The sequence below is a fragment of the Thermus thermophilus HB8 genome (assembly GCF_000091545.1).
In the GTDB taxonomy this organism is placed as follows: Bacteria; Deinococcota; Deinococci; order Deinococcales; family Thermaceae; genus Thermus; species Thermus thermophilus.
In genome coordinates, this window is record NC_006461.1 from 762,960 (window position 1) to 788,343 (window position 25,384).

Consider the following 25,384-nt stretch of genomic DNA (forward strand, 5'->3'; position numbering starts at 1 on the left):
CATAATGGGGCCATGGAAGGCCTCTACCGCCTCTTTTATGTCCTCGCCTGGATGGGCCTTCCTTTGGGCATTGGGCTTCAGCTCTTCTGGCATCCGCCTAGGGGCGGGGAGTGGGGGTTCTACCTTCTCTTCGCCTTCCTTTTTGGGCTCGCCCTTCTCCAGGGGCCGAGGCGGGCCCCCCGCTTCCTCGCCCACGCCCTGGGGGCTTACCTCCTCTTTGAGCTTTGGCGGGGGAGGGACTTCCCCTGGGCGGTGGGCTTCTGGTCCCCTTCCCTCTACCTCCTCCTGGCCTTCGCCTACCCTCTCCCCCTGGCCTTGGCCTTGGGCCTCCTTTGGGCGGCGCTCCTCTCCGCCTTCGCCCTTTGGGCCGCGGGGGGGCCCACCTGGCCTTGGGGGCACTTCGCTTCAAGCCAGCCCGTCCTCCTCGCCCTCACCCTGCTCCTCGCCCGCTTCCGGGAGCTCTACGGCCAGGTGCGCTTCTGGCGGGAGCGGGCCCTCACTTGTCCCCTCACGGGCCTCCCCAACCGCAGGGCCTTGGAGATGGCCCTAGAGCGGGAGGCGGCCCGGGTGGAGCGGGGCGGGCCCCCCTTCGCCCTGGTCCTTTTGGACCTGGACGGCTTCAAGCGGGTGAACGACGAGGGGGGGCACAGGGAGGGGGACCGGTACCTCAGGCGGGTGGCCCGGGCGTTGGTCTCGGGGGTGCGCCGGGGGGACCTCGTGGCCCGGTGGGGCGGGGACGAGTTCGCCGTCCTCCTCCCGGGGACGGGGGAGAAGGAGGCGGTGGAGGTGGCGGAGCGGCTTGGGCGCCGCCTCCAGGAGGAGGGGGTCTCGGCGAGCCTGGGGGTGGCCGTGTACGCGGGGGACCTCGAGGACCTCTTCCTCCGGGCCGACCAGGCCCTCTACCGGGCCAAGGCTCTGGGGAAGGGCCGGGTGGTCCTCGCCCCGCCTCAGGGCAGGCGGTAGCCCGCCTCCTGGAGGACGCGCCGGGCCCTTTCCCGCTCCTCCCGGGTGGCGAAGGAGAGGCGGAGGGCCCCCGCCGCCTCCCGGATGGTGAGGACCTCTATGTCCTTGATGTTCACCCCCGCCTCGCCCAAGGCGGTGGCGATCCTGGCGATCTCCCCGGGCCGGTCCGGCACCTGGACCACGAGGTCGTGCATCTCGGGGAGGAGGCTTCGGCGCACGATGGGGAGGCTGTCCCGGGTGCGCTTGGCCTCCTCCGCCGCCCGAAGCAACCCTTCGGGCTCGTCCAGGAGGCCTTCCAGCTCCAGGAGGACCTCCCGGAGCTCCTCTATGGCCTCCTTCAGGGCCTCCTTGTTCTCCACCACCATGTCCCGGCTCATCCTGGGGGAGCCGGAGGCCACCCGGGTGAGGTCGCGGAAGCCCCCCGCCGCCAGGAACATGAGGAGGTCCCGGTGGGGGCTTTGCGCCACCATGCGGTTTAGGGCCACGGCGAGGAGGTAGGGGAGGTGGGAGACCCGGGCCACGAGCTCGTCGTGGCGCCCCGGGGGCATCTCCAGGGGGTAGGCCCCCAGGGCCTCCACGAGCCCCCGCACGCCCTCCCGGGCCCTGGGGCTTGTCCTTTCCGTGGGGGTCAGGACCCAGACGGCGTTTTGCAGGAGCCCGGCGTGGGCGTTTTCCACCCCGGCCCGTTCGCTTCCCGCCATGGGGTGCCCCCCCAGGTAGTGGGGGAGGAGGCCTTCCAGGGCGGCCACCACCTTGGCCTTGACGCTTCCCACGTCGGTCCAGAGGCTCTCCGGGTGGGCCCAGGGGGCGAGGGCCTTCCCCAGCTCGGCCAGCGCCCCCACGGGGGCCGCGAGGATCCCCAGGTCAAGCTCCCCCACCCAGGGGCCCACCTCGGTGTGCACCCGGTCGGCCACGCCGAGAAAGAGGACCTTCTCCAGGGCCATAGGGTCCTGATCGTAGGCGTGGACCTCCTCGGCGAGGAAGCGCTCCTTAATCCCCAGGGCCACGCTCCCGCCCAGAAGGCCCACGCCGAAGACCCCGACTTTGCCGAAGAGGGGCTTCATCCCAGGACGGGGGCGGCGAGGGTCTTGTCCAGGGCGGCCACCAGGCGGCGCACCTTGTCCATGAGCTCGGCGAACTCGTGCTCGTGGAGCTGCTGGGCGGCGTCGGAGAGGGCCTTTTCCGGCTCGGGGTGGGTCTCCACGATGAGGCCGTCCGCTCCCGCGGCGAGCCCCGCCAGGGCCAAGGGGATGACCCAGTCCCTCTTGCCCGCCGGGTGGGAGGGGTCTATCCAGACGGGGAGGTGGGTCCAGCTCTTGAGGACGGGCACGGCGGCGACGTCTAGGGTGAAGCGGGTGGCCTTCTCAAAGGTGCGGATGCCCCGCTCCACGAGGATCACCCGCATGTTGCCCCGGGAGAGGATGTACTCCGCGCTCATGAGGAACTCTTCCAGGGTCATGCTCATCCCCCGCTTGAGGAGGACGGGCTTTCCCGCCTCCCCCACCGCCTGGAGCAGGGGAAAGTTCTGGGCGTTCCGCGCCCCGATCTGGAGGACGTCGGCGTACTCGGCCACGAGCTCCACCTGCTCCGGGGAGAGGACCTCGGTGACGATGGGGAGGCCCGTCTCCCTCTTGGCCTCGGCGAGGATCTTCAGGCCCTCGAGGCCCAGGCCCTGGAAGGCGTAGGGGCTCGTGCGGGGTTTGAAAGCGCCCCCCCGGAGCATGTGGGCCCCGTGGGCCTTCACGTAGTGGGCGGCCCTCAGGGTCTGCTCCCGGGACTCCACCCCGCAAGGCCCCGCCGCCACCATCACGTGGCCGCCCCCCGTCTTCCCCGTGGGGAACTCCAGGACCGTGGGGAAGGGCTGGACCTCGAGGCTTGCGAGCTTCCAGGGCTTGGAGATGGGGATGACCTCGGCCACTCCCGGCAGGGCCCGGAAGTGCTCCATGAGCTCGGGGGTGGGCCCCCGGCCGATGGCCCCCACCAGGGTGGTCTCCACGCCCCGGGAGACGTGGGGCCGGTAGCCCACCTTCTCTATTTCCCGGACGACCTCCTGAAGCTCCTCCTCCGTGTACCCCCGCTTCATCACGATCAGCATGGCTTCCCTCCCAAAAACCTTGGGCGCCCCCTTTAGGGGGCGCCCTTTTCGCGGTATGGCCTACGCGGACCGCAGGGCGCCCCCGGCGGGGTAATAAAAGCCGAAGTAGCGCCCTAGGGTCCACATAGTTGGTCTAGAGTCTACGGGGAGGGAGGGGGCTCCGTCAAGACCCGGGCCAAGGCCCCGGTGGGGTCGGGGTGCTCCCCGGGGGGAACGCCGGGAGGGGCGAGGAGAGTGTAGCCCAAAAGCCCCGTGGCCCCAGGGGGCGCCTTGCGCCTTCCCGCCCAGGTGTTCGCCCCCACGTGGTGGTGGTAGCCGTCCCAGGCGAAGAAGAGGGCCCCGGGGTAGGTGCGCAAGGTCACCTCCATGCCGAGCTTCCCGTTAAAGAAAGCCTCCGCCGCCGCCAGGTCCTCCACGTGGAGGTGGAGGTGCCCGAGGAGGGTTTCGGGGGGAAGGGGGGTGGGGTCCGGGTTTTCCGCAAGGAGCTTCTCCAGGTTCAGGGGCGCCGTGAACATGAGGGGGCCCTTGGGCCACGCTTCCTTGGGGCGGTCCCGGTAGAGCTCCAGGCCGTTCCCCTCGGGGTCGCGGAAGTAGAGGGCCTCCGAGACCCCGTGGTCTGCGGCCCCCTCAAAGTGGGCCCCCGCTTCTAAGAGCCTGCGGAAGACGCCGGCGAGGGCCTTGCGGTGGGGCAGGAGGAGGGCGAAGTGGTAGAGGCCTAAGGAGGGGTAGGGCCTTAAGGGGGCCTCGGGGTCGTGAAGAAGCTCCAGGAGGAAGCCCCTCCCTTCGGGGAAAAGCCGATAGCGGGGCGGGTCGGCCTCCACCTTGAGGCCCAGGAGGTCCCGGTAGAAGAAGAGGGCGGCTTCCAGGTCCTTGACCCTTAGGCTCAAGGAGAGAAGCCGCCGGGGAAAGGCCATTACTGCGCCACCGCTTCCTTTGCCTTCACCGCCTGGGTGTCCACGCTGAAGCGCACCTCCTCGCCCACGAGAAGCCCCCCGGTCTCCAGGGGCATGTTCCAGGTGAGGCCGAAGTCCTTCCGGTTCAGCTTCCCCTCAAAGTGGGCGGCGATGCGCTCGTTCCCCCAGGGGTCCTTCGCGGGGCCATGGGTTTCCACCTCAAAGGCGAGGGGCCGGGTCACGCCCCGGATGGTGACCTCCCCCTCCACCCGGTAGCGGCCCTCCCCTAAGGGGGTGATCTTCTCGCTCCTGAAGACGATCTCCGGGTGGTTGGCCACGTCCAGGAAGTCCGGGGAGCGCAGGTGGTTGTCCCGGTCGGCCACGCCGGTGTGGATGCTTGCCGCGTCCAGCCGGGCCTCCACCCGGATGGGCTTCCCGGTCTCGTCGGTCTCCACGTACCCCTCCTTGAGGCCCATCGTCCCCCTTACCGTGGCGATCATCATATGCCGCACGGCGAACTCCACGCTGGTGTGGGTCGGGTCAAGGTTCCAACGCATGCGCACCTCCTCTGGGCCTTGCGCCCAGGTGGGATGATACCTCAAGCGCTTTATGATGTCAAGCGCTACTCAGGATAGAACATAGGGGCGAAGGGGAGGCCGAGGGCCTCGGCGAAGGCCTTAAGCCCCAGGCGGTCGGGCTCCTCCAGGTGGTAGCGGAAGTTCCAGAGGTAGTGCTGGAGGAGGAGGGGGTGGACGCCGAGCCTGCGGGCCTCGGCCTCGGCCACCTCCCTAAGCCGCCCCAGGCCCTCCCGCCGGGCCTCCCTAAGGGCTTGCACCAGGGCCTTGGGGGGAGGGTTTTCCCGCCTGTAGGCCCAGACGGCGAAGACGAAGGGGAGGTGGGTCCTTTGAAACCACAGGGTGGAGAGGTCCGCCACCTCCACCTCCCCGAAGCGGGTGGGGAGGGCGTGGGGCGTTTCCGGGACTTCCGGAAGAAGGGCGGCGTAGGCCTTTATGGCCCGGTCGCCGATGAGAAGGACGCCGTCGTAAGCGGAAAGGAGCTCCAGCCCCCCCTCCCGCCGTTCGTAGCGGGGCCCGGCCCCGGCCTCCTTCAGAAGGAGCTTCAGGAGGGCCACGCTGGTGGCGCTCTCCGTGGTGAGGGCCACGCGGGCAAGGTGGGGGAGGGCTCCCTTGTGAAAGAGGTTCACCGAGTAGACCCTTCCCAGGACGGCCACGGAGAAGTCGGGGAGGAGGCCCAGGCTGTCCTGGTGCTTGAGGTAGAAGTAGCTGGAGACCAGGGAAAGCCCCACCTCCCCCGAGAGGAGGAGGCGGTTGAGCTCTGCGGGGACGGCGTGGAGAACCCGGAAGCCCTCGAGCCTCAGGAAGTGGTGGAGGGGGGCGACGTTGGCGTAGCGGGGAAGGCCCAGGACGTAGGGCCTCACGCCTCCACCCGGTCCCAGACCCGCACCTCCCGGTAGAGGGCGTCCCGCTCCACGGGGATCCGCCCCGCCATGAGGATGATGCGGGCGAGCTCCCGCTTGGTGAGGCCCTGGGGCGTGGGGCTTCCCGCCATGTGGACGATCCTCTCCTCAATCAGGGTGCCGTCCACGTCCGTGACCCCCCAGTCCAAGGAGACCTGGGCGAGCTCGGGGGTTAAGGTGGCCCAGTACCCCTTGATGTGGGGGAAGTTGTCCAGGTAAAGCCGGGCCACGGCCAGGTTTCTAAGGTCGTCCAGCCCCGTGGTGAACTCCTTCTTGCCCAGCTCCCGGGCGAGCTGGTTCCCGTCCGGCTGGAAGGCCAGGGGGATGAAGCTCATGAAGCCCCCGGTCTCGTCCTGGAGGCGGCGGAGGCGGTCCATGTGGTCCAGGCGTTCCTCCAGGGTTTCTATGTGCCCGTAGAGCATGGTGGCGTTGGTGGGGATGCCAAGCTCGTGGGCGGTGCGGTGGATCTCCAGCCACCCTTCCGCCGAGACCTTGGCCCGGGCGATCTTCCTGCGCACCCTTTCGGCGAAGATCTCCGCCCCGCCTCCCGGCATGGCGTCCAGGCCCGCCTCCTTTAGGGCCTTTAGGACCTCCCGGTAGGGGAGGCGGGCGATCTTGGAGAAGTGGTGGATCTCCGCCGCGGTCCAGGCCTTCACCTGGACCCCGGGGAAGTTCTCCTTCAGGGCCCGTACCAGGTCCAGGTAGTAGGCGAAGGGCCTTTTGGGGTGGTGGCCCGCCGTGAGGTGGATTTCCGTGAGCCCCGGCTGGTAGCGCTCCTTTACCCAGGCCACCACCTCGTCCACGTCCCAGTCCCAGGCCCCTTCCTCGCCGAAGCGCCTTTGGAAGGCGCAGAAGGTGCACCCCACGTAGCAGATGTTGGTCTGGGAGACGCGGATGGAGTGGACGAAGTAGGTCTTGTGCCCGTGCTTCCGCTCGCGGACCAGGTTGGCGAGGCGCATGAGGGTGGGAAGGTCCTTGGTCTGGTAGAGGACGAGGCCGTCCTCAAAGGAAAGCCTTTTCCCTTCCATCACCTTCTCGGCGATGGGGATGAGGCGGGGGTCCCGGATGCCTCTCACGCCCCGGAGTCTACTCCCCTTCAAGGCGCCTGACCAGGGCCTCCACCTCCTTCCTCCGCCCCCCCACGCTCTTCTCGGGGAGGAGGCCCCTCAGGTAGCGGTCGGTGAGGAGGAGGTCCACGTAGGGGTAGACCGTGGCCGCCATGACCGCGTCCAGGAGGTCGGAGGGGCGGGGCTTGCGCTGGAGGTCGGAGGCCATCCGGGCAAGGAGGCGGGCGAGGAGCCGCACGAAAGGCACCTCCTCAAGCCCGGTCCGCTCCCGGATCTCCCTTAAGGCCAGGGCGTGGGCCTCCCCGTAAGGCAGGCCGCGGAGGGCCTCGGGAAGCCCCTTAAAGGGGGAGAGGTCCGCCGGGGTCTCCCAGCTTCCCTCCTGGGAGAGGAGGTCCTCCCGGTGGAGCCCCCGGCGCTGCCTTGCGGCCACCTCCTGCCAGGGCCGGACCCAGTAGCCGCCCGAGAGGGCGGCGAAGACCTCTTTGAGGGCGGGGAGGAGGTAGCCCGCTTTCTCCTCGGGGCCCCTTTGGGGAAAGAGGGTCTCCAGGACGTGGAAGGGGCTTGGGGGGGCGATGGCCCTTCCCTTGAGGGCCAGAAAGAGCCTGCCGAAGGCCTCGTGCCCCCTTTGCCCCAGGAGGTGCTTGGCCATGCGGCTGGCGTGGTTTTGGTCCAAATAGACCAGCACTACTCCCGGGCGGAGACCCAAAGGGCCCCGGCCAGGAGGGCGACCCCTCCCGCAAAGAGGAAGAAGTCCAGGGCCTCTTTGGGCTGGAAGGCGAGGGCCTTTTCAAAGAACTTCACCACCAGGATCATGACGATGACCTGGCCCAGCTTGGACTTGAGGTCGGCGAGGCTTTTCACCAGGAGGACGTTGTCCAGGGGAAGGTCCAGCTTGTGGATGAAAAGCTCAAAGAGGCCCAGGCCGAAGATGAGGAAGACGGCGGAAAGGAGGGCCAGGTCCACGGCGCCCACCAGGGCGGGGAGGGCGGCCTCGAGGCCCTGGGACAACCCCTTGACGGCCTCCAGGAGGGCGTGGAAGGCGAAGTAGAAGGAACCCAGCAACAGGCCCAGGACCGGGAGGACCATGACCCAGCGCACCCCGTGGGCGACCCGCTCCCACCCCATGGGCCTAGTTTACGGCACGTAAAGGGCGGCGGGCGGGGTGCCGGTGGAGGCCCGCTCCACGAGGACGGGCTCAAAGCGCACCTCCCGGGGCGGGCCCTGGTAGCCCCGCATCCTCTCCAGGAGGAGCTGGGCCGCCCGGGCCCCCATGGCCTCCACGGGCTGGGCGATGGTGGAAAGCCCCGCCTCCTCGGCGAAGGGGTGGCCGTCAAACCCCAGGACCCGCACGTCCCTCCCGGGGGTGAGGCCGAGCCTTACCGCTTCTTCCAGGACCCCGAGGGCCACCTGGTCCGCCCCGGCGAAGACGTTGAGGGGCGGGGAGGCCTTCTCCAGGAAGTGGCGGAGGGCGAGGCGCCCCCCCTCCTGGGAGTGGCGGGTGATGTAGAGCCGGTCGGGGGAGAAGGGGCGGCCGGCCTCCTTCAGGGCCTCCTGGAAGCCCGCCATCCGTTCGGCGAAGACCGTGCGGCGGAAGGCCCGGTCGGGCTCCTCCTCCACGGCGATGGCGAAGATGGGCCCCGGGAAGCGGGCGAGGTAGGCCCCGGCGAGCCTTCCCCCCAGGCGGTTGTCCAGGTAGACGGAGTCGTAGCGGGGGTTTTGCGCGTCCACCAGCACCACGGGGCGCTCGGTGGGCAACCTTCCTTCCTCAAAGCGCTCCGTGAGGTCGTAGGAGGCGAGGATGAGGCCGTCGGTGAGGTAGGCCAGGGTGGTGTTCTCCAGGTAGCGCTTAAGCCGGGCCAGGGAGAGGATGGGGAAGAGGGCGAGGTCGTAGCGCTGCTCCAGGAGGACGCCCTCAATCCCCTCCACGAGCCTGCGGTAGAACTCGGTGGCCACGAAGGGGAGGAGGACGCTCACCGTGTAGCTCCGCCCCCCCGCGATCCTGCGGGCGTGGGGGTTGGGCGCGTAGCCCAGCTCCTCCATGGCCCTAAGCACCCGGGCCCGGGTCTCGTGACGCACCGCGGGGTGGTCGTTGAGGACCCGGCTCACGGTGCCGAGGCCCACGCCCGCCTTGGCCGCCACGTCGTGGATGGTGGGCTTTTTGCGCTTCATCGTTCCCTCGGGTGGAAGCGGTTCACGGAAACTTCCACCTCCTAGCATAGGCCACCCCGCCCAAGGGGGCAAGGCCCTGGTAAGATCCTCCCGTGGCCTACCTGGTTTTCGCCTACCTCGTGGGCTCCTTGGTGGCCGGGCTCCTCTTCTTCCCGGAGGTGCGGGGGAAGGACCTCCCCGGGGGCTCGGGGGTCTTCCGGAGGAAGGGGCCCTGGGCGGCCCTCCTCGCGGTGGCCTTTGACCTGGGCAAGGGGGCGCTGGTGGCCCTTTTGACCCCGGAGGCCTACCTTCCCTGGGCCGGGGCCTTGCTCGTGGCCGGGCACACCTGGCCCGTTTTCTTCCGCTTCAGGGGCGGCGGCGGCATCGCCCCCTCCCTCGGCTTCTTCCTCGTCTGGCGGCCAGCGGAGACCCTCTGGGCCACCCTCTTCGGCCTTGGGGTGGCGGGGCTTTACCACCTCCTCTTCTGGAGGAGGCGGCGCAAGGGGATCTACCCCATCCCCTTCGGGGCCATCTTCGGCTACCTCCTCCTCGTCTACACCCTTTCCGGGGAGGCGAGGCTCGGGGCGCTTCTCGTGGCGGGGGTCGTCCTCCTCCGGGGCCTGCAAATCCTGGCGGGCAGGTGGTAGCTTAGGGGCATGAAGATCCTGCGCTTCAACGAGGGGAGGTGGGGGGTCCTCGAGGGCGAGCTCGTCCTGGAGACGGACGGCCCCGGGGGGAACCCCACGGGAAGGCGGTACGACCTGGCCTCCGTCACCCTGCTGCCCCCGGCCACGCCCACCAAGATCGTCTGCGTGGGGCGGAACTACCGGGAGCACATCCGGGAGATGGGGCACGACTTCGGGGAGGACCTGCCCAAGGAGCCCGGCCTCTTCCTCAAGGGGCCCAACGCCCTGGCCCGGCCCGGGAACCCCAGGGACCCTTGGGGCACCGCCGAGCCCGTCCCCTACCCCTTTTTCACCGAGGAGCTCCACTACGAGGGGGAGCTTGCCGTGGTCGTCGGGGACAGGATGCGCCATGTCCCCCCGGAGAAGGCCCTGGACCACGTCCTGGGCTACACCGTGGCCGTGGACATCACCGCCCGGGACGTGCAGAAGAAGGACCTGCAGTGGGTCCGGGCCAAGAGCGCCGACAAGTTCCTGCCCTTGGGCCCCTGGCTGGAGACGGACCTCAACCCCCAGGACACCTGGGTGCGCACCTACGTGAACGGGACGCTGCGGCAGGAAGGCCACACCTCCCAGATGATCTTCAGCGTGGCCGAGATCCTCTCCTACATCTCCACCTTCATGACCCTGGAGCCTTTGGACGTGGTCCTCACCGGGACCCCCGAGGGCGTGGGGGCCCTGAGGCCCGGGGACCGGCTGGAGGTGGCCGTGGAGGGCGTGGGAACCCTCTTCACCCTCATCGGGCCCAAGGAGGAGAGGCCGTGGTGAAGGTCTTGGACCTCCGCTTCCAGGGGGCGGAGCGGGTCATCGCGAGCTTTCTCCTGGACTCCGGGGAGGGGCCCGTCCTCGTGGAGACGGGGCCGGAAAGCTGCTACCCGCGGCTTGTGGAGGCCCTGCGGGCGGAGGGGGTGGCCCCCGAGGAGGTGCGCCACGTCTTCGTGACCCACATCCACCTGGACCACGCGGGGGCGGCCTGGCGCTTGGCGGAGCTTGGGGCCACGGTCTACGTCCACCCCAGGGGCGCCCCCCACCTGGTGGACCCCTCCAGGCTCCTCGCTTCGGCGGAGAGGATCTACGGGGACCAGCTTAGGGCCCTCTGGGGCGAGGTCCGGGGGATCCCGGAGGAGAGGGTGCGCCCCCTCGCCGACGGGGAGGTGGTGGCCCTGGGCGGCCTCGAGGTCCAGGCGGTGGAGACCCCGGGGCACGCTTCCCACCACCACGCCTACCGGGTGGGGGACCTCGTCTTCACCGGGGACGTGGCCGGGGTGCGGATCGCCCCCGGGCCCGTCCTCCCGCCCACCCCGCCCCCGGACATCCACCTGGAAAGCTGGTACGCCTCCTTGGACCGCCTCCTCTCCTTAAGGCCCAAGGCCCTCTACCTCACCCACTTCGGGGCCTACGAGGACGTGGAGGCCCACCTCCAGGGGCTCAAGGGGGTCCTGGAGGCCTGGGCGGGCTGGGTGCTTCACCGCCTGAAGGAGGGGCTTTCCGAGGAGGAGATGGTCCGGCGCTTTGAGGCCTACTGGCACGAGGGCCTTAGGGGGGCCGGGGTGGACGAGGCGGGCATGCGGCTTTACGCCCTCGCCGACCCCCCCTTCATGAACCTCCAGGGCCTCGTGCGCTACTGGCGGAAGCACCACCCGGAGGCCTTGGAGGGTTAGGTGACGCCCTTTCCCTTGGGGCGGCCCGCCCGGATGGCCGTCTTCGCCTCCGGGAGGGGGACGAACCTCGAGGCCCTCCTCCAGGCCTTCCCCAAAGGGCACCCCTTGGGGGAGGTGGTCCTGGTGGTCTCCGACAACCCCGAGGCCCTGGCCCTGGAGCGGGCAAGGAGGCGGGGGGTAGAGGCCCTGGCCCTCCCCTGGCGGGGGCGGCGGGCCTTTGAGGAGGAGGCCTTGGGGCTTTTGGCGGCGAGGGGGGTGGACCTCGTCCTCCTCGCGGGCTTCATGCGCCTCCTCTCCCCCCGGTTCGTGGAGCCCTGGTACGGCCGCCTCCTCAACGTCCACCCCTCCCTCCTCCCCGACTACCCGGGGCTTCACGTCCACCGCCGGGTCCTGGAGGCGGGGGAGAGGGAGACGGGCTCCACCGTCCACTTCGTGGACCAGGGGATGGACACGGGGCCCATCCTCCTCCAGGGGCGGGTGCCCGTCCTTCCGGGGGACACGCCGGAGGCCTTGGAGGCCCGCGTCCTCCGCCTGGAGCATAGGCTTTACCCCAAGGCCGTCCGCCTCCTCCTCCGGGGGCTCGCCTTCCCCCCGCCCCCGGACCTCGAGGCCCGGCTTGGGCGGGAGGCGGCGGGGGCCTTCCTGGCCCTCTCCCCGCGGGAAAAGCCCCTGTACCTCAGGGCCTGGGCCCTCCTTCGCGCTTGGGGGCAGGAGGCGCTGGTGGGCCCCGCCTTCCTGGGGCAAGGGGGGGAGTGGGGGCGGGGCGCCTTCCTCGCCGCCCACCTCCTCGCCGAGCCCAGCCCCGTCCTCCTGGAGGAGGTGGCGGGGCTTCCCGGGGAGGTCCGGGCCCGGGTGGAGGAGGCGTTGCGGGTAGAATCCTCACCATGAAGGTCCTCGTGGTGGGCAGCGGGGGGCGGGAGCACGCCCTCCTTTGGAAGGCGGCCCAAAGCCCAAGGGTGAAGCGGCTTTACGCCGCCCCCGGAAACGCCGGGATGGAGGCCCTGGCCGAGCTCGTCCCCTGGAACGGCGACGTGGAGGCCCTGGCGGACTGGGCCCTGGCCGAGGGCATAGACCTCACCCTGGTGGGCCCGGAGGCCCCCCTGGTGGAGGGGATCGCCGACGCCTTCCAGGCCCGGGGGCTATTGCTCTTCGGCCCCACGCAGAAGGCGGCCATGATTGAGGGCTCCAAGGCCTTCGCCAAGGGCCTGATGGAGCGCTACGGCATCCCCACGGCCCGCTACCGGGTCTTCCGGGAGCCCCTGGAGGCCCTGGCGTACCTGGAGGAGGTGGGGGTGCCCGTGGTGGTCAAGGACTCGGGGCTTGCCGCGGGAAAGGGGGTCACGGTGGCCTTTGACCTGCACCAGGCCAAGCAGGCCGTGGCCAACATCCTGAACCGGGCCGAGGGGGGGGAGGTGGTCGTAGAGGAGTACCTGGAGGGGGAGGAGGCCACGGTCCTCGCCCTCACCGACGGCGAGACGATCCTCCCCCTCCTCCCTTCCCAGGACCACAAGCGCCTTTTGGACGGGGACCAGGGCCCCATGACGGGGGGGATGGGGGCCGTGGCCCCTTACCCCATGGACGAGGCCACCCTGAGGCGGGTGGAGGAGGAGATCCTCGGGCCCCTCGTCCGGGGCCTCCGGGCGGAGGGGGTGGTCTACCGGGGGGTGGTCTACGCCGGCCTCATGCTCACCCGGGAGGGCCCCAAGGTCCTGGAGTTCAACGCCCGCTTCGGCGACCCCGAGGCCCAGGCGCTCCTGCCCCTTTTGGAGAACGACCTGGTGGAGCTCGCCCTGAGGGTGGCCGAGGGGAGGCTTGCGGGGACGAGGCTTTCCTGGAAGGAGGGGGCGGCCGCCTGCGTGGTCCTCGCCGCCCCAGGCTACCCCGAAAGCCCCAGGAAGGGGATCCCCCTCCACGTCCCCGAGCCCCCGGAGGGGGTCTTGGTCTTCCACGCGGGGACGCGGCGGGAAGGGGGGCGCCTGGTGAGCGCCGGGGGGCGGGTCTTGAACGTGGTGGGCCTGGGGAGGGACCTCAAGGAGGCCCTGGAGCGGGCCTACGCCTACATCCCCCAGGTGGGCTTCCCCGGGGCGGTGTACCGGAGGGACATCGGCCGAAGGGCCCTCGCCCGGCTCAGTACCTGAGCCGGGCCAAGGGGAGGCGGCGGCAGGCTTCCACCACGTCCCATAGCCGCTTAAGCCCCCGCTCAAAGAGGAGGGGCTGCATTCTCACGAAGACCTCCGCCGTCATCAGGGCGTCGCCCAGGGCGGTGTGCCGCCCGGTGGCGGGGACGCCGAAGCGGTGGGCCAGGGCCTCGAGGCGGTAGTCCTTGAGGTCGGGGAAGAGGAGCTGGGCGAGGAGGAGGGTGTCCAGGAGGGGGGGCTGGTCCAGGCCCGCCCGGCGCAGGAAGGCCAGGTCAAAGGCCCCGTTGTGGGCCACGAGCACCGTGTCCTGGACGAAGGCGCGGAAGGCGGGGAGGACCGCCTCCAGGGGGGGCTTGTCCCGGAGCATCTCCGCCGTGAGGCCGTGGACCGCCGTGGCCGCGGGGGAGATGGGGCGCCCCGGGTTCACCAGGGCCTCAAACACCTCCTGCCGCAGGACCCTCCGGCCCAGGACGTGGACCCCGGCGAGGGCCACCACGGCGTCTTGCTCGGGGTCCAGGCCCGTGGTTTCCAGGTCAAAGGCGGTGTAGAGGAGCTGGTCCAGGGGGACGTCCTCGAGGCCCGGCGGCACCTGGAGGAGGGTGAGGTCGTAGACCAGGGCCCTGGGGGCGGGGGCTTCTTTTAAGGCCTCGGGGGGCGCTTTGCGGGCGGGGAGGAGAAGGACGAGCCGGCTTCCCTCCCGCCAAAGGCTTCCCGTGGCCTCGGCGGCCTCGGCGAGGAGGGGGTGGGGCCTGGGGGCTTCCCGGGGAAGGAGGACGGTGAGCCGGAAGAGCCCCTCCCCCTCGGCCTCTCCCCGGAGGAAGACCTCCTCCGTGCCCTCCAAGGTCTTGGCGAGCCCCTCCGCCAGGGCGAAGGTGTCCGCCTGGACGAGAAGCCCTTCCGCCTCCGGGTCCAGGGCCCACCCGGGGGTGAGGGCGAGCCGCGCCTCCAGGCGGCCCGCCAAAAGGCGGAGGAGGTCTTGGGCCAGCACCTCCTCGTGGGGGCTTGGGGCGAGGTCCTGGAGGAGGCCTTGGATCTCGTCCAGGGCCTCCCGGGCCACCTGGAGAAGCCGCTTCGCCTCCCCGGTGGTCTCCCTTTCCAGCACCTCCACCAGGGCCCGGACCCCCGCCGCCTTGTCCTTGAGGCGGTGGAGCCGCTCCCGGCTCGGCCCCTCGGGGAGGGCCTCCTCCAGGAGAAGGAGAAACCCCTCCTCCAAAGCCCGCGCCTTCAGGCGCAAAGGCCCCTTGGGGCCCTGGACCAGGAAGGCGGCCTGGGGCAGGGACTGGGCGTGGAGGAGGAGGGACCGGTCCAGGAGGCCGAAGAGGCTTTTCCCCACCCCGAGCCCCTCCCCCAGAAGGGCCCGGGCCTTGGGGTTGTAGAGGAGGACGAGCCCCCGCTCGTCCGAGAGCACCACCCCCTGGGGGAGCTGGGCCAGGACCCGGGCGAGGCGCTCCCGCTCCGCCTCCACCAGGTCCTTGGCCTGGGCCGCCTCCTCCTCAAGCCTTTGCTCCAGCCTCTCCTTTTCCTCCGCCAGCCGGTTGATGAGCCGGGCCAGGTGGCGCAGCTCCCAAGGCCCCCGGGGGGTGAGGCGGTGCCCGGGGTGGGCGAGGAGCACCTCGCTTTCCTGCCCCAAGGCCCGGGTCAGGGCCAGGTAGCCCAGGAAGGGCGGGTAGAGGAGGAGGGAGAGCGCCCCCAGGAGGAGGAGGCCCGTGAAGAGGGGCACCATGGGCCGGGCCCGCACCGCTTCCCAGAGGGCGGCCTGGGCCTCGGGGTTGCCCTCCAGGAGGAGGAAGAGGCCGAGGGCGAGGCTTCCCGCCACCAGGAGGAGGCCGAGGAGGAGGGCGCCGAGGAAGCGGAGGGCGTTCATCCTTCCTCCAGGAGGCGGCGCGCCTCCGCCATGAGGTCCTGGACGCCGAAGGGTTTGGCCAGGAAGGCGTCCGCCCCCAAGGCCAGGGCCTTGGCCCGGTCCGCCTCCCGCCCCCTGGCGGTGAGGACCAGGACCTTGGGGGCGGGGGTGCGGGCCTTGAGGGCCTCGAGGACCTGGAACCCGTCCACCCCGGGGAGCATGAGGTCCAGGACCACGAGGGCGTAGGGCCTCTCGGCGAGGCGGCTTAGGGCCTCCTCCCCCGTCCTCGCCAGCTCCACCCGGTGCCCGGCCTTGCGAAAGAGAAACTCCAGGGGAACCAGGATGCTTTCCTCATCGTCCACGATCAGCACCTCGGCCATGGTCTCCCTCCAAGGGTAACGCGAAGACGAAGACCCCGCCTTCCCCGTCTTCCAAAAAGACCCGCCCGCCCAGGGCCTCCGAGAGCCTCCGGGCGATGGCGAGGCCCAGGCCCGTCCCCCCGGCGTAGCTCTGGAAGGGGGCGAAGATGTGTTCCCTCAGGGCCTCGGGGACCCCGGGGCCGTCGTCCACCACGCGGAAGCGGGCCTCCCCCGCTTCCGCGCGAAGCTCCAGGACCACCCGGCTTCGGGCGTGGCGCAGGGCGTTGGCGAGGAGGTTGAGGAGGACCTGGAGGGCCCGGTCCCGGTGGGTCCGGACCCGGAGGGGCTGGAGCCGGGCCTCGAGGCGGAGGCCCCGCTCCCGGGCCAGGGGCTCCGAAAGGGCCAGGGCCTCCCGGGCCAGGGCCTCCAGGTCCACGGGGGCCGGGGGCTCCTCGGGGCGGGCCTCCAGGCGGGTGTAGGCCAGGATCTCCTCCACGAGCCGGGAGAGGCGGGCCGCCTCCTGGGCGAGGAGGGCGGTGAAGCGCCGCCTTTCCTCCTCCCCCACCTCCTCCTGGGCCAGAATCTCCGCCAGGGCCCTCACCGCGGTGAGGGGGGTCTTGAGCTCGTGGGAGACGGTGGCGAGGAACTCGTCCTTCAGGCGGTCCATCTCCTCAAGGCGCCGGTAGGCGGCCTCCAGTTCGCGCCGGGCGGCCTCCAGGGCCTGAGCATAGGCCCGCACCCGTTGCGACTCCCGGGCCGCCGCCTCCACCGCCTCCCTGGGGACCTCCCGGGTGGCGGAGAGGAGGAGGAGGCGGGCGGTGGCGGGCCCCAGGGCCCCGGCGAGGAGGGCCTCCGCCCGCTCGGCGAGGCGCTCCGCTTTATCTGGCCCCTTGAGGCTCCTCGCGTAGGCCTTTAGGCTTTCCCGGGCCTCGGGGCCCAGGAACCTCTCCAGGAGGTCGGCCAGGGCCTCCTCCTCCCCGGCCCGGCCGGAGGGCGGCGGGGAGGGGGGTTGCCGCAAGGAGACGAGGAGGTGGAGCCCCGTGTTCGCGAGGAGGCTCGCCAGGAAGCCGTGGACCACGGGGTCAAGCCCCCGCACCCCAAAAAGCCCCTCCGGGTGGAGGAAGGAGGGAAGGGCGGCGAAGAGGTCCTGGGGGAGCCACCCGGAGCGGACGAGGGCGGGCAGGAGGAGGGTGTAGGCCCAGACCAGGATGCCCCCGAAAAGGCCCGCGAGGGCCCCTTCCCGGGTGCTCCCCTGCCAGAAGAGGCCGAGAAGCCCCGCCGGGGCGAGCTGGGCCACGGCCACGAAGGAGATGAGCCCCATGCCCACCAGGGCGTAGGCCTCCCCCGCCAGGCGGAAGTAGAGGTAGGCGAGGAGGAGGACGGCGAGGACCGTGCCCCGCCGGAAGAGGAGGAGGTGCCCGAGGGCTTGGCGGCGGAGGAGGAGGGGGGCGAGGAGGTGGTGGGAGACGAGGATGGAGAGGGCGAGGGTCTCCACCACCACCATGGCCGTGGCCGCCGAGACCCCGCCCAAAAAGGCGAGGAAGGCCAGGGCCGCGCCGCCCTCCCGGGCCACGGCGAGGACGTAGAGGTCGGGGGGCACCTCCGGGTGGTGCAGGCGGCCCAGGAGGGCCAGGGGCAGGATGGGCAGGTTCAGGAGGAGGAGGTAGAGGGGGAAGGCCCAGGAGGCCAGGGCCAGGTGGCGCTCGTCCGTGTTTTCCACCACGGCCACGTGGAACTGCCGGGGGAGGAAGAGGAAGGCGAGGAGGGCGAGGAAGGTGAGGCCGGTCCAGGCCAGGTGGCCCTCGAGGCCCTGGGGGGGAAGGAGGAGGGGGTCAAGGCCCCGGCGGACGGCCTCGCGGAAGGGCTCGGCCCCGTGCCCAAGGAGGGCGTAAAGGCCCAGGGCCAGCATGGCGAAGAGCTTCACCCCCCCCTCAAAGGCCACGGCCAGGACCAGGCCCCGGTGCCGCTCCGTGGGGTCCAGGCGGCGGGTGCCGAAGAGGATGGTGAAGAAGGCGAGGAGGAGGGCGGTGTAGAGGGCCACGTCCCCCAGGGGGCGCGCCTCCCCACTCAGGAAGAGGAAGGCCTGGGCGATGGCCTTGAGCTGGAGGGCGAGGTAGGGGAGGAGGCCCAGGACGAGAAACCCCGCGGCCACCGCCCCCAAGAGGGGGTCCCGGCCGTAGCGCAGGTAGAGGAAGTCGGCCCAGGAGGTGAGGCGGTGGGCCCGGGCCAGGCGCAGAAGGCGCAGGTGGAGAAGGGGCCAGAGGGCCAGGGCCAGGGTGGGCCCCAGGTAGATGGTGAGGAAGAGGGGTCCCGAGGTGGCGGCCCAGCCGGCGCTGCCGAAGAAGGTCCAGGCGGTGGCGTAGACCCCCAGGGAGAGGGTGTAGGTCCAGGGGCTTTGGAAGAGGCGCCCTCCCCGCTCTTCCCCCAGGCGGGCGAGGAGGAAGAGGAGGCCCAGGTAAAGGAAGAGGCCGGCGAGGAGGGCTTCCGGGCTCATGGCCTCCTGGCGTTGAGGAAGAGGAGGAGGACGAACCCTGCCCAGGCGAGGAAGAGGTAGAGGTAGAAGGGCGGGAGCCCCCAGGGCCCTAAAGGCTCGGGGAAGAAGAGGGCGAAGGGGGAGGCGAAGAGGAGGAGGCCGAGGAGGAAGAGGGCCAGGCTTCGCGCCTTCATAGCCGGATCTGGAAGCGGAGGGCCAGGGCCTCCTGGGCCTCGAGGATGGCGCGGAACCCCTCGAGGGCCCGGCGCCTTTCCAGGGGGGAGAGGGCCTTGTAGACCACGCGGTTGCCCGGGGGCCTGCCCTCTTTCAGGGCCTGGAGCTGGGCCTTGAGGCGGAGGTGGAAGAAGAAGGCGTAGGCCTCCTCCAGCCTCTCGGCGAGCTCCAGGCTCACGGCCCCCTTCTCCGCCCCCTGCTTAAGCCGCTCCGGGGTGCGCCGCGCGGGGCTTCCCGCCATGAGGGCGTAGACCCGGGCGAGGCTCACGATGGGGGCGAGGGCGTGCCGCTTGAGGTCAATAAACCCCTCCTCCGTGCGCACCCGGCCGAAGAGGCCCAAGGGCGGGCGGAAGGCGAGGGCCGCCTGGGCCAGGTGGTAGAGGAAGACCCCGGCCTTGGCCTTCTCCTGGATGAGCCGCTCCAACGCCGCCAAGGAGAGGCTCCCTCCCACGGGGCGGAGGTCAAAGAAGATCTGGGCGTCCAGGAGGGCCTGGGGCTCGGGGGCCTCCATCCAGCGGGCGAAGACCTCCTGCCAGCGGGCAAGGCTTAAGCGCCAGCGGGTGGCCATGTACCCCCCGGGGCAGGGGGGGATGCCCGCCGCCACGAGCCCCTCCACCACCCGCTCGGCCAGGGCCTGGAAGTAGGCCTCGTGCCCCTCCTCGGCGAGGGCCAGGGCGTTGTCCTGGTCGGTGAGGAGGGCCTGTTCCTTCCTGCCCTCGGAGCCGAAGACGAAGAAGGCGTAGGGGACGGGCGGGGGGCCCAAGGTCCGCTCCGCCTCCTGGAGGAGGCGGCGGATCAGGGCGTCGTTCAGCCCCGCCACCACCCGCCCGATCTCCAAGGCGGGGACCCCCGCCTGGAACAGGCCCGCCACCAGCCGGGCCACCTCCTCCCCGTAGCGGGCGAGCTCCAGCCGTTCCACCCGCCGGAGGAGGGCCAGGGGGCTTTGCGCCTGGTGGGCGAGGAGGTCCGTGTGGGTGACCACCCCCACCACCTCCTCCCCCCGGGTGAGGGGGAGGTGGTGGATCCGGCGCTCCAGCATGGCGGCCACCGCCTCCAGGAGGGGGGTGTCGGCGGGGAGGGTGAAGGTGGGCCGGGTGGCCACCTGGCCCACCGGGGTGGAGGGGGGAAGCCCCTCGGCCAGGACCCGGTTCCTCAGGTCCCGGTCCGTGAGGATGCCCAGGGGCTCCCCCCGGACGAGGAGGCTGGAGATCCCCTCCTCCCGCATGCGCCGGGCCGCCTCCTCCACGGAGGCGGTGGGGTCCACGAAGACGGGGGGGCGCTGCACCAGCTCCCCCACGGGCCGGGCGAGGCCCGGCTCCAGGACCCTCTCCGGCCGCAGCCGGAGGCGCTCCGCCACCCCCCGGCCAAAGAAGCGGGCCGCCTCGGGGTAGGCGAGGAGGGCCTCAAAGGCCTCCTTGGGGAAGCGGAGGAGGCGGGTCTTCCCCCTGGCCCGCACGGTGAAGACGGGGCTCGCCCCGGAGAGCAGGGAGGGGTAGCCGAAGAAGCTCCCGGGGCCAAGCCGCTCCACCTCCTCGCCCTCTTCCTCCAGGGCCACCTCCCCCTCGAGGACCAGGTAGAGGTGGGTCGCGGGGGGGCCTTGGGCCTCGAGGAGGACCTCCCCCTCCTCGGCCACGACCTCCTCCCCCCGGGCGAGGAAGGCCCGGGCCGCCTCCTCGGGGAGGGCGTCAAGGGGTGGAGGAAGGGGCCTTTCCATAGTCGGGAGTGAGCCAGGCCAGGAGGGGCACCAGGTAGGGCAGGGCCACCTGGGCCTGGAGGAGGACGAGGAGGCCGATGCCCAGCATGAAGGCGGGGGGGAGGAGGACGAAAAGCCGCACCACCCGGCCAAGCCCAGGAGGGGGGAGGGGCCATACCCGGTGGTAAAGCGCCCCAAGCCCCACCCCCGCCCCCGCCCCGAGGGCCAGGTGGAGGAGGGTGGTGGGCGTGGGGAAGGGGAAACCCAAGAGGTAGTGGCCGAGGAGGTAGAAGGCGAAGAGAAAGGAGAGGCTTCCGAGGTAGAACCTTAGGTAAAGAAGGGGCATGGCCTCAGTTTAAAACCCCATCCCGGCTTCCCGGGATGGGGCCTTCCCTCAGGCTTAGTGCTCCAGGGCCGAGCCCGCGCTCCCTTTGGGGATGCGGATCTCGTCCACCAGGCGCTGGATCTCTTCGGGAGGCGGCGGCGTGGCCCGGGAGACCAGGTAGGCCACCACGAAGTTGAGGAGCATCCCGATGGCGCCGATGCCTTCGGCGGTGATGCCGAGGATGAAGTTGGGCCAGCCCAGGTACTTGGTGCCGATGATGTAGCTGGCGGTGAAGACCAGCCCCACGATCATCCCGGCCACCGCCCCCTGCATGTTCATCCGCCGGTCAAAGATCCCGAGGAGGATGGCGGGGAAGAAGGTGCTCGCGGCGAGCCCGAAGGCGAAGGCCACGAGCTGGGCGATGAAGGCGGGCGGGTTGATGCCGAAGGGCGCCGCCAAGACCACCACGAGGAAGATGATCACCCGGGCGATGAGGAGCTTGGTGGCCTCGGAGGCGCCTGGGTTGATGAGCCGGGTGTAGAGGTCGTGGCTGATGGCGCTGGCGATGACGATGAGGAGCCCCGCCGCCGTGGAAAGCGCCGCGGCCAGGCCCCCTGCGGCCACCAGGCCCACGATGAAGGGGGAGAGCTTGGCCACCTCCGGGGTGGAAAGGACGATGATGTCCCGGTCTATGGTCACCTCGTTGACCTGCGGGTCCCCGCTCATCTGCAAGATGCCGTCCCCGTTCTTGTCCTGAAGCTTCAGGAGACCCGTCTGCTCCCACTTCTGGACCCAGTCAATCTGGCGCACCTCCTCCACGGGCTTGTTGGCCAGGGTGTTCAGGAGGTTGTACTTGGAGAAGACGGCCACGGCGGGGGCGGTGGTGTAGAGGAGGCCGATGAAGACCAGGGCCCAGCCCGCGCTCCAGCGGGCGTCGGAGGCCTTGGGCACCGTGTAGAAGCGGATGATCACGTGGGGCAGGCCCGCCGTCCCCACCATCAGGGTCAGGGTGATGAGGAAGACGTTGAGGGCGGAGAGGTTCTGGAAGGGGGCGACGTACTCCTTGAAGCCCAGCTCCACCTGGAGCTCGCTCAGCCGCACGGCGAAGTCGCTGAAGGTGAAGGCGAGCTGGGGGATGGGGTTGCCGGTGAGGAGGTTGGCGAGGGCGATGCCCATGATGAGGTAGGCGGTGATGAGGACCACGTACTGGGCCACCTGGGTCCAGGTGATCCCCTTCATCCCGCCCAGCACGGCGATGAAGGCGGTGACCAGCACCGCCGCCCAGATCCCCGTGGCCACGTCCACCCCCAGGTAGCGGGAGAGGACGATGCCCACACCTCGGACCTGGGGCACGGCGTACACGAAGGAGACGAAGATGGCGGCGATCACCGCCACCACCCGGGCCAGGTTGGAGTAGTACCGGTCCCCGATGAACTCGGGCACGGTGTAACGGCCAAACTTCCTGAGGTAGGGGGCGAGGAGGAGGGCGAGGAGCACGTACCCCCCCGTCCAGCCCATGAGGTAGACGGCCCCGTCAAAGCCCAGGAAGCTGATGAGGCCCGCCATGGAGATGTAGCTTGCCCCCGACATCCAGTCGGCGGCGGTGGCGGCCCCGTTGGCCACAGGGGGCACGCCGCGGCCCGCCACGTAGAAGCCCGCCGTTTCCCGCACCCGGGCCCAGTAGCCGATCCCGAGGTAGAGGGCGAAGCTCAGGATGACGATGGTCCAGGTCCACGCCTCAACGCTCATGGTTCCCTCCTAGTCCGCCACGCCGTACTCCCGGTCCAAGGCCTGCATCCTGGCCGCGTAGACGAAGATCAGCACGATGAACACCCAGATGCTCCCCTGCTGGGCGATCCAGAAGCCCAAGGGTGGCCCGCCGAAGAGGCGGATGCCGTTCAGGGCGGGGGCGAGGAGGATGCCCAGCACGTAGGCCACCACCGCCCAGACCACGAGGAGGTTCCGGATAAGGCTTAGGTTCTTGGCCCAATACGCTTCCAGGTGCTCCCGGTCCATAAGCTCCTCCCCCCGCGAGGAAACGCCTTAGGGTTTTTCCCCATAGGTGAGGCGCCCTTCCTCGCGGTTAGGGGAAGCTTAGGGCAGGGTGAGGGAGGCGGTCAAGAAAAGCCCCTTTTGCGGCTATGCGCAAAAGGGGCGGTTTTGCTTTCCACACCGAAGCCCCCGTGCGGGGGCCTCGGGGGTCTTGGACCACCCCATGCCGACTTCTGCCCGCATGGGGGCCCCGGCAAAAAGTCCCCGGGCCCCTTAGCCAGGGTTCCGTGTTGCGGAGCCCGGGCAGGGGGGCTTAAGCCTCTACCTGGAGGCTCTCGGGGTCCAGGTTGGTGTAGACGTGCTGGACGTCGTCCAGGTCTTCCAGGGCCTCCACGAGCCGCATCACCTTCTGGGCTTCCTCCGGGGGGAGGGCGACGGTGTTCTGGGGGTGCTGCACCACCTCCACCGCCTCCACCCGCACCCCCTTGGCCTTCAGGGCCTCGGCGATCCGGTAGGCCTCCGTGGGCTCGGTGTAGACGGTGAGGTTTTCCCCTTCCTCCTCCAGGTCCAGGGCGCCGAGCTCAATGGCCGCCTCCTGGGCCGCCTCGGTGTTCTCACAGACGACCACGCCCCGCCGCTCAAACTGCCAGGCCACGCTCCCCGTGGTGCCCAGGGAGCCCCCGTGCTTGCTGAAGACGTGGCGCACCTCGCTTGCGGTGCGGTTGCGGTTGTCGGTGAGGGCGTAGACCAGAAGGGCCACCCCGCCGGGGGCGTACCCCTCGTAGACGATCTCCTCGTACTGCTCGGCGCCTTCCCCGCCGCCTTGGAGCTTCTGCAGGAGGCGCTCAATGTTCTCCATGGGCACGTCGTCGGCCCGGGCGGCCTCAATGGCGTTTCTCAGCTGGACATTGGCCTCGGGGTAAGGGCTTCCCCCGGCGCGGGCCGCCGCCTGGATGGCCCGCAGGTGCTTGGAGATGAGCTTGCCGCGCTTCAGGTCGTTCGCGGCCTTCTTGCGCTTAATCTGAGCCCATTTGCTGTGACCGGCCATAGTTCACCTTACCCATTATAGCGAGGCTCTCCAGGACCCGCTCCCCAAGCCTTTCCCCCGCTTCTTGGAACGGATGGAAGATGAGGTGGGCCCCTTCCTGGGCCAGCACGGGGTCCTCCTCGGGGAAGTAGCTGGTGGCGGCCACAAGCCCCTGGAAGCCCCGCTCCTTGAGCCAGCGGGCGGCGAGGGCCTTGGCCTCCAGGTCCGGCAGGGCGAGGACCACGGCCTTGAGCCCCCTGAGGTCCAGCCTTTCCCAGAGCTCCGGGTCCTCGGCGTCGCCGTAGAGGACCCGGCGCCCCTTTTCCCGGTGCCTTTCCACCTTGGCGGGGTCGGCGTCCAGGCCCACGGGGGACTCCCCTTGGGCCTCGAGGACCCGGTAGACGGCGTCCCCCGTCCGCCCCATGCCCACCACGAGCACCGTGCCCTCGAGGCGCTCGGGCTCCGCGTCGGGATGGCTCCCCGGGCGCTCCAGGCGGAGGAGGAAGGGCTCTAGGCGTTTGTATAGGGTGTGGCTGTAACGGGCGAGCGGGGCGGACAGGGCCATGGAGAGGGCCACCGCCAAGGCCAGGGCGGAGAGGTCGGTGAAAAGGCCCGCCCGCTCCAGGGCCACCCCCACGATGAGGGCGAACTCGGAGTGGTTGCCCAGGTACATCCCCGCCACGAAGGCGGTGCGGGCCCGGTAGCCCACGAGGAGGAGGACGAGGAAGAAGAGGGGGGCCTTGAGGAGGGAGAGGAGGGTCAGGCCCGCGGCGAGGCCCAGGTCAAGGCCCTGAAGCCCCTCCCTCAGGCCGATGTCCAGGAAGAAGGCCACGAGGAAGGCCTCCTTGAGCGACCAGAGCCCCTTGGTGAGCTCGGCGCTCTTGGCGTGGCCCGAGAGGAGGGCCCCGGTGAAGAGGGCGCCGAGCTCGGGGGAAAGCCCCACATGCTGGAAAAGCTCGCCGCTTCCCAGGGCCATGCCCAGGCCGAAGAGGACGAGGAGCTCCTCGTGGCCGCTCTTCTCCAGAAGCCAGGCCACCCCCTGGCGGAGGAGAGGGAAGAGGAGGACGAGGGCGGCCCAGGGGCTCACCCCCTCGCCCCCGTAGAGGGTGAGGAGGCCCACGGCCACCAGGTCCTGGAAGACCAGGATCCCGAGGGCGATCCTCCCGTGGTAGGAGGTGAGCTCCTTCTTGTCCTCCAGGACCTTGGCCACCAGGACCGTGCTGGAGAAGCCGAGGGCGATGGCCAGGGGAAGGTTTTTCGTGTAGAGGAAGGCGAGGGTGGCGAAGAGGCCGAGGTGGAGGCCCCCCGAGAGGAGGACCCTGGGGTCCAGGAGGTCCTTCAGGCGGAGCTTCAGCCCCACGCTGAAGAGGAGGAGGAGGACCCCGATCTCGGCGATCTGGTGGAGGAAGGCCGTCCCCCGGATGCCGGTTCCCGCGAGAAGGAACCCGGCAACCAGGTAGCCCACGAGGGGGGGGAGGGCGAGGCGGCTCGCCAGGAGGCCCAAGGCGAAGGCGGCGGTCACCCAAAGCGCTTCCACGCTTTCAGGGTACCAGACGCCTTTCCCGGCCTCCTTAAGGCGCTACTCTGCCTTGGCCAAGGCCTCGTCCAGGAGCCGCTTCCACTCCTCGTAGGGGAGGAAGCCCGTGTGCTTTTCCCCGGCGATGAAGAAGGTGGGGGTGCCGGTGAGGCCGAGGTCGGTGGCGAGCTTCTGGTCGGCGAGGACCTCCTCCCGGTGCCGGCCCGAGGCGAGGCAGGCCGCGAAGGCCCCTTCCTCCAGGCCGATCTGGCCCGCCAGGTCCACGAGGTACCGGTCCAAGGCCTCCCCCGTGAGGTTTCCCCAGCCCGCCGCCGCCCGGAAGAGGACCTCGTGGTAATCGTAGTAGCGTCCCTGCTCGGCGGCGCAGGCCGCGGCCTCGCTCGCCCGGATCACGTTCGCCTGCCCGGGGAAGGGGAAGTCGCGGAAGAGGTAGCGCACCTTCCCCGTGTCGATGTACTCCGCCTTGAGCCGGGGGAGGACGTTTAGGGCGTGGTTTTGGCAGTGGGGGCAGAGGTAGTTGGAGAAGTCCACGACCACGACGGGGGCGTCCTCCCGCCCCAGGGCGAAACGGGCCCCTTCCGCCGGGTCCAGCCCTGCCTTGCCCTTGGGCCCCCAGAGGATCCAGCCGAGGCCCAGGAGGGCGAGTCCCAGCACCACGAGAACGATCGCGCGCGGCATGGGGTTACTCTACCACGTGCGGCCTGGCCGCGGAGGGCGTCGTCCCACCCCCCGGAAAAAGTTCCCGGGGGGCTTCCCCGGGCCAGCCGTTCTGGCCC

General features: G+C 70.5%; 26 protein-coding genes. 6 read left to right on the forward strand and 20 right to left on the reverse strand.

Annotated elements, in window-relative coordinates:
• The first annotated feature begins 12 nt into the window (after window positions 1–12).
• Window positions 13–963, forward strand: a complete 951-nt coding sequence (locus TTH_RS04130; protein WP_011228207.1) for a GGDEF domain-containing protein — start codon at window positions 13–15, stop codon at window positions 961–963.
• Here TTH_RS04130 and TTH_RS04135 read toward each other — a convergent pair.
• The 9 genes from TTH_RS04135 to TTH_RS04175 form a co-directional block, all read right to left on the reverse strand.
• Window positions 948–2,027, reverse strand: coding sequence for a prephenate dehydrogenase/arogenate dehydrogenase family protein (locus TTH_RS04135; RefSeq protein ID WP_011228208.1), 1,080 nt, complete (start codon window positions 2,025–2,027; stop codon window positions 948–950). The two genes, TTH_RS04130 and TTH_RS04135, sit on opposite strands and share 16 nt — an antisense overlap.
• The gene (aroF, locus tag TTH_RS04140; RefSeq protein WP_011228209.1) at window positions 2,024–3,058 is read right to left on the reverse strand and encodes a 3-deoxy-7-phosphoheptulonate synthase; all 1,035 of its coding nucleotides are present in this window, start codon (window positions 3,056–3,058) and stop codon (window positions 2,024–2,026) included. Before aroF ends, TTH_RS04135 begins: the two co-directional genes overlap by 4 nt.
• A gap of 140 nt (window positions 3,059–3,198) precedes the next feature.
• A complete protein-coding gene (locus TTH_RS04145; protein ID WP_011172895.1) occupies window positions 3,199–3,972 on the reverse strand; it encodes a VOC family protein in 774 nt (257 codons plus the stop codon).
• Window positions 3,972–4,508, reverse strand: coding sequence for a YceI family protein (locus tag TTH_RS04150; protein ID WP_011228210.1), 537 nt, complete (start codon window positions 4,506–4,508; stop codon window positions 3,972–3,974). The genes TTH_RS04145 and TTH_RS04150 overlap by 1 nt, the downstream gene beginning before the upstream one ends.
• A 65-nt stretch (window positions 4,509–4,573) precedes the next feature.
• Window positions 4,574–5,389 (reverse strand): menaquinone biosynthesis protein, encoded by an 816-nt coding sequence (locus TTH_RS04155; protein ID WP_011228211.1) that lies wholly within the window; start codon window positions 5,387–5,389, stop codon window positions 4,574–4,576.
• Complete coding sequence (gene mqnE, locus TTH_RS04160) at window positions 5,386–6,504, reverse strand: aminofutalosine synthase MqnE (RefSeq protein WP_011172898.1); 1,119 nt, start codon at window positions 6,502–6,504, stop codon at window positions 5,386–5,388. Before mqnE ends, TTH_RS04155 begins: the two co-directional genes overlap by 4 nt.
• Before the next feature lie 10 nt (window positions 6,505–6,514).
• On the reverse strand, window positions 6,515–7,180 hold the full coding sequence (locus tag TTH_RS04165) for a hypothetical protein (protein WP_011228212.1): 666 nt from the start codon (window positions 7,178–7,180) through the stop codon (window positions 6,515–6,517).
• Window positions 7,180–7,620: a YqhA family protein gene (locus TTH_RS04170; protein WP_011228213.1), complete on the reverse strand. Its 441-nt coding sequence runs from the start codon at window positions 7,618–7,620 to the stop codon at window positions 7,180–7,182. Before TTH_RS04170 ends, TTH_RS04165 begins: the two co-directional genes overlap by 1 nt.
• Window positions 7,621–7,629: 9 nt before the next feature.
• Window positions 7,630–8,664: a substrate-binding domain-containing protein gene (locus TTH_RS04175; protein ID WP_011228214.1), complete on the reverse strand. Its 1,035-nt coding sequence runs from the start codon at window positions 8,662–8,664 to the stop codon at window positions 7,630–7,632.
• Between the two features lie 92 nt (window positions 8,665–8,756).
• Between TTH_RS04175 and TTH_RS04180 the strand changes: the two genes are divergently transcribed.
• The 5 genes from TTH_RS04180 to purD are packed head-to-tail and all read left to right on the forward strand — an operon-like array spanning window position 8,757 to window position 13,125.
• A complete protein-coding gene (locus TTH_RS04180) occupies window positions 8,757–9,290 on the forward strand; it encodes a glycerol-3-phosphate acyltransferase (protein ID WP_011172902.1) in 534 nt (177 codons plus the stop codon).
• Window positions 9,291–9,299: 9 nt separating this feature from the next.
• Window positions 9,300–10,094 (forward strand): fumarylacetoacetate hydrolase family protein, encoded by a 795-nt coding sequence (locus TTH_RS04185; protein WP_011172903.1) that lies wholly within the window; start codon window positions 9,300–9,302, stop codon window positions 10,092–10,094.
• Window positions 10,088–10,987 (forward strand): MBL fold metallo-hydrolase, encoded by a 900-nt coding sequence (locus TTH_RS04190; RefSeq protein ID WP_011228215.1) that lies wholly within the window; start codon window positions 10,088–10,090, stop codon window positions 10,985–10,987. The genes TTH_RS04185 and TTH_RS04190 overlap by 7 nt, the downstream gene beginning before the upstream one ends.
• A complete protein-coding gene (gene purN, locus TTH_RS04195; protein WP_164926044.1) occupies window positions 10,988–11,875 on the forward strand; it encodes a phosphoribosylglycinamide formyltransferase in 888 nt (295 codons plus the stop codon). It begins immediately after the preceding gene.
• Window positions 11,872–13,125: a phosphoribosylamine--glycine ligase gene (gene purD, locus TTH_RS04200; RefSeq protein WP_011228217.1), complete on the forward strand. Its 1,254-nt coding sequence runs from the start codon at window positions 11,872–11,874 to the stop codon at window positions 13,123–13,125. The genes purN and purD overlap by 4 nt, the downstream gene beginning before the upstream one ends.
• On the opposite strand, the gene TTH_RS04205 is transcribed toward purD, so the two are convergent.
• The 11 genes from TTH_RS04205 to TTH_RS04250 all read right to left on the reverse strand — a co-directional run bounded on the left by TTH_RS04205 (window position 13,115) and on the right by TTH_RS04250 (window position 25,286).
• Window positions 13,115–14,989: a 3'-5' exonuclease gene (locus TTH_RS04205; RefSeq protein WP_011172907.1), complete on the reverse strand. Its 1,875-nt coding sequence runs from the start codon at window positions 14,987–14,989 to the stop codon at window positions 13,115–13,117. The two genes, purD and TTH_RS04205, sit on opposite strands and share 11 nt — an antisense overlap.
• Window positions 14,986–15,348, reverse strand: coding sequence for a response regulator transcription factor (locus TTH_RS04210; protein WP_011172908.1), 363 nt, complete (start codon window positions 15,346–15,348; stop codon window positions 14,986–14,988). Before TTH_RS04210 ends, TTH_RS04205 begins: the two co-directional genes overlap by 4 nt.
• Window positions 15,320–17,821 (reverse strand): ATP-binding protein, encoded by a 2,502-nt coding sequence (locus TTH_RS04215; protein ID WP_011228218.1) that lies wholly within the window; start codon window positions 17,819–17,821, stop codon window positions 15,320–15,322. The genes TTH_RS04210 and TTH_RS04215 overlap by 29 nt, the downstream gene beginning before the upstream one ends.
• Window positions 17,818–17,994: a hypothetical protein gene (locus tag TTH_RS11335; protein ID WP_008632250.1), complete on the reverse strand. Its 177-nt coding sequence runs from the start codon at window positions 17,992–17,994 to the stop codon at window positions 17,818–17,820. Before TTH_RS11335 ends, TTH_RS04215 begins: the two co-directional genes overlap by 4 nt.
• Window positions 17,991–19,748: a DUF294 nucleotidyltransferase-like domain-containing protein gene (locus TTH_RS04220; protein WP_011228219.1), complete on the reverse strand. Its 1,758-nt coding sequence runs from the start codon at window positions 19,746–19,748 to the stop codon at window positions 17,991–17,993. The genes TTH_RS11335 and TTH_RS04220 overlap by 4 nt, the downstream gene beginning before the upstream one ends.
• Complete coding sequence (locus tag TTH_RS04225; protein ID WP_011228220.1) at window positions 19,720–20,073, reverse strand: hypothetical protein; 354 nt, start codon at window positions 20,071–20,073, stop codon at window positions 19,720–19,722. Before TTH_RS04225 ends, TTH_RS04220 begins: the two co-directional genes overlap by 29 nt.
• A gap of 54 nt (window positions 20,074–20,127) precedes the next feature.
• Entirely contained in the window at window positions 20,128–21,801 is a 1,674-nt protein-coding gene (locus TTH_RS04230) for a sodium:solute symporter family protein (RefSeq protein WP_011228221.1), read from the reverse strand.
• A gap of 9 nt (window positions 21,802–21,810) precedes the next feature.
• Entirely contained in the window at window positions 21,811–22,068 is a 258-nt protein-coding gene (locus TTH_RS04235) for a DUF4212 domain-containing protein (protein ID WP_011172914.1), read from the reverse strand.
• A 289-nt stretch (window positions 22,069–22,357) separates the two neighbouring features.
• Window positions 22,358–23,092 carry a YebC/PmpR family DNA-binding transcriptional regulator gene (locus TTH_RS04240; RefSeq protein ID WP_011172915.1) on the reverse strand — a complete coding sequence of 245 codons (735 nt, stop codon included), beginning with the start codon at window positions 23,090–23,092 and terminating at the stop codon, window positions 22,358–22,360.
• A complete protein-coding gene (locus TTH_RS04245; RefSeq protein WP_011228222.1) occupies window positions 23,061–24,608 on the reverse strand; it encodes a cation:proton antiporter family protein in 1,548 nt (515 codons plus the stop codon). Before TTH_RS04245 ends, TTH_RS04240 begins: the two co-directional genes overlap by 32 nt.
• A gap of 42 nt (window positions 24,609–24,650) precedes the next feature.
• Window positions 24,651–25,286, reverse strand: a complete 636-nt coding sequence (locus TTH_RS04250; protein ID WP_011228223.1) for a DsbA family protein — start codon at window positions 25,284–25,286, stop codon at window positions 24,651–24,653.
• Window positions 25,287–25,384: the final 98 nt, after the last annotated feature.

Excerpts from the sequence above, each read along its gene's own strand:
- TTH_RS04130 (WP_011228207.1), top strand. The coding sequence starts at position 13 with ATGGAAGGCCTCTACCGCCTCTTTTATGTCCTCGCCTGGATGGGCCTT.
- TTH_RS04135 (WP_011228208.1), bottom strand. The coding sequence starts at position 2,027 with ATGAAGCCCCTCTTCGGCAAAGTCGGGGTCTTCGGCGTGGGCCTTCTG.
- aroF (WP_011228209.1), bottom strand. The coding sequence starts at position 3,058 with ATGCTGATCGTGATGAAGCGGGGGTACACGGAGGAGGAGCTTCAGGAG.
- TTH_RS04145 (WP_011172895.1), bottom strand. The coding sequence starts at position 3,972 with ATGGCCTTTCCCCGGCGGCTTCTCTCCTTGAGCCTAAGGGTCAAGGAC.
- TTH_RS04150 (WP_011228210.1), bottom strand. The coding sequence starts at position 4,508 with ATGCGTTGGAACCTTGACCCGACCCACACCAGCGTGGAGTTCGCCGTG.
- TTH_RS04170 (WP_011228213.1), bottom strand. The coding sequence starts at position 7,620 with ATGGGGTGGGAGCGGGTCGCCCACGGGGTGCGCTGGGTCATGGTCCTC.
- TTH_RS04175 (WP_011228214.1), bottom strand. The coding sequence starts at position 8,664 with ATGAAGCGCAAAAAGCCCACCATCCACGACGTGGCGGCCAAGGCGGGC.
- TTH_RS04185 (WP_011172903.1), top strand. The coding sequence starts at position 9,300 with ATGAAGATCCTGCGCTTCAACGAGGGGAGGTGGGGGGTCCTCGAGGGC.
- purD (WP_011228217.1), top strand. The coding sequence starts at position 11,872 with ATGAAGGTCCTCGTGGTGGGCAGCGGGGGGCGGGAGCACGCCCTCCTT.
- TTH_RS04205 (WP_011172907.1), bottom strand. The coding sequence starts at position 14,989 with ATGAACGCCCTCCGCTTCCTCGGCGCCCTCCTCCTCGGCCTCCTCCTG.
- TTH_RS04210 (WP_011172908.1), bottom strand. The coding sequence starts at position 15,348 with ATGGCCGAGGTGCTGATCGTGGACGATGAGGAAAGCATCCTGGTTCCC.
- TTH_RS04215 (WP_011228218.1), bottom strand. The coding sequence starts at position 17,821 with ATGAGCCCGGAAGCCCTCCTCGCCGGCCTCTTCCTTTACCTGGGCCTC.
- TTH_RS11335 (WP_008632250.1), bottom strand. The coding sequence starts at position 17,994 with ATGAAGGCGCGAAGCCTGGCCCTCTTCCTCCTCGGCCTCCTCCTCTTC.
- TTH_RS04220 (WP_011228219.1), bottom strand. The coding sequence starts at position 19,748 with ATGGAAAGGCCCCTTCCTCCACCCCTTGACGCCCTCCCCGAGGAGGCG.
- TTH_RS04225 (WP_011228220.1), bottom strand. The coding sequence starts at position 20,073 with ATGCCCCTTCTTTACCTAAGGTTCTACCTCGGAAGCCTCTCCTTTCTC.
- TTH_RS04230 (WP_011228221.1), bottom strand. The coding sequence starts at position 21,801 with ATGAGCGTTGAGGCGTGGACCTGGACCATCGTCATCCTGAGCTTCGCC.
- TTH_RS04235 (WP_011172914.1), bottom strand. The coding sequence starts at position 22,068 with ATGGACCGGGAGCACCTGGAAGCGTATTGGGCCAAGAACCTAAGCCTT.
- TTH_RS04240 (WP_011172915.1), bottom strand. The coding sequence starts at position 23,092 with ATGGCCGGTCACAGCAAATGGGCTCAGATTAAGCGCAAGAAGGCCGCG.
- TTH_RS04250 (WP_011228223.1), bottom strand. The coding sequence starts at position 25,286 with ATGCCGCGCGCGATCGTTCTCGTGGTGCTGGGACTCGCCCTCCTGGGC.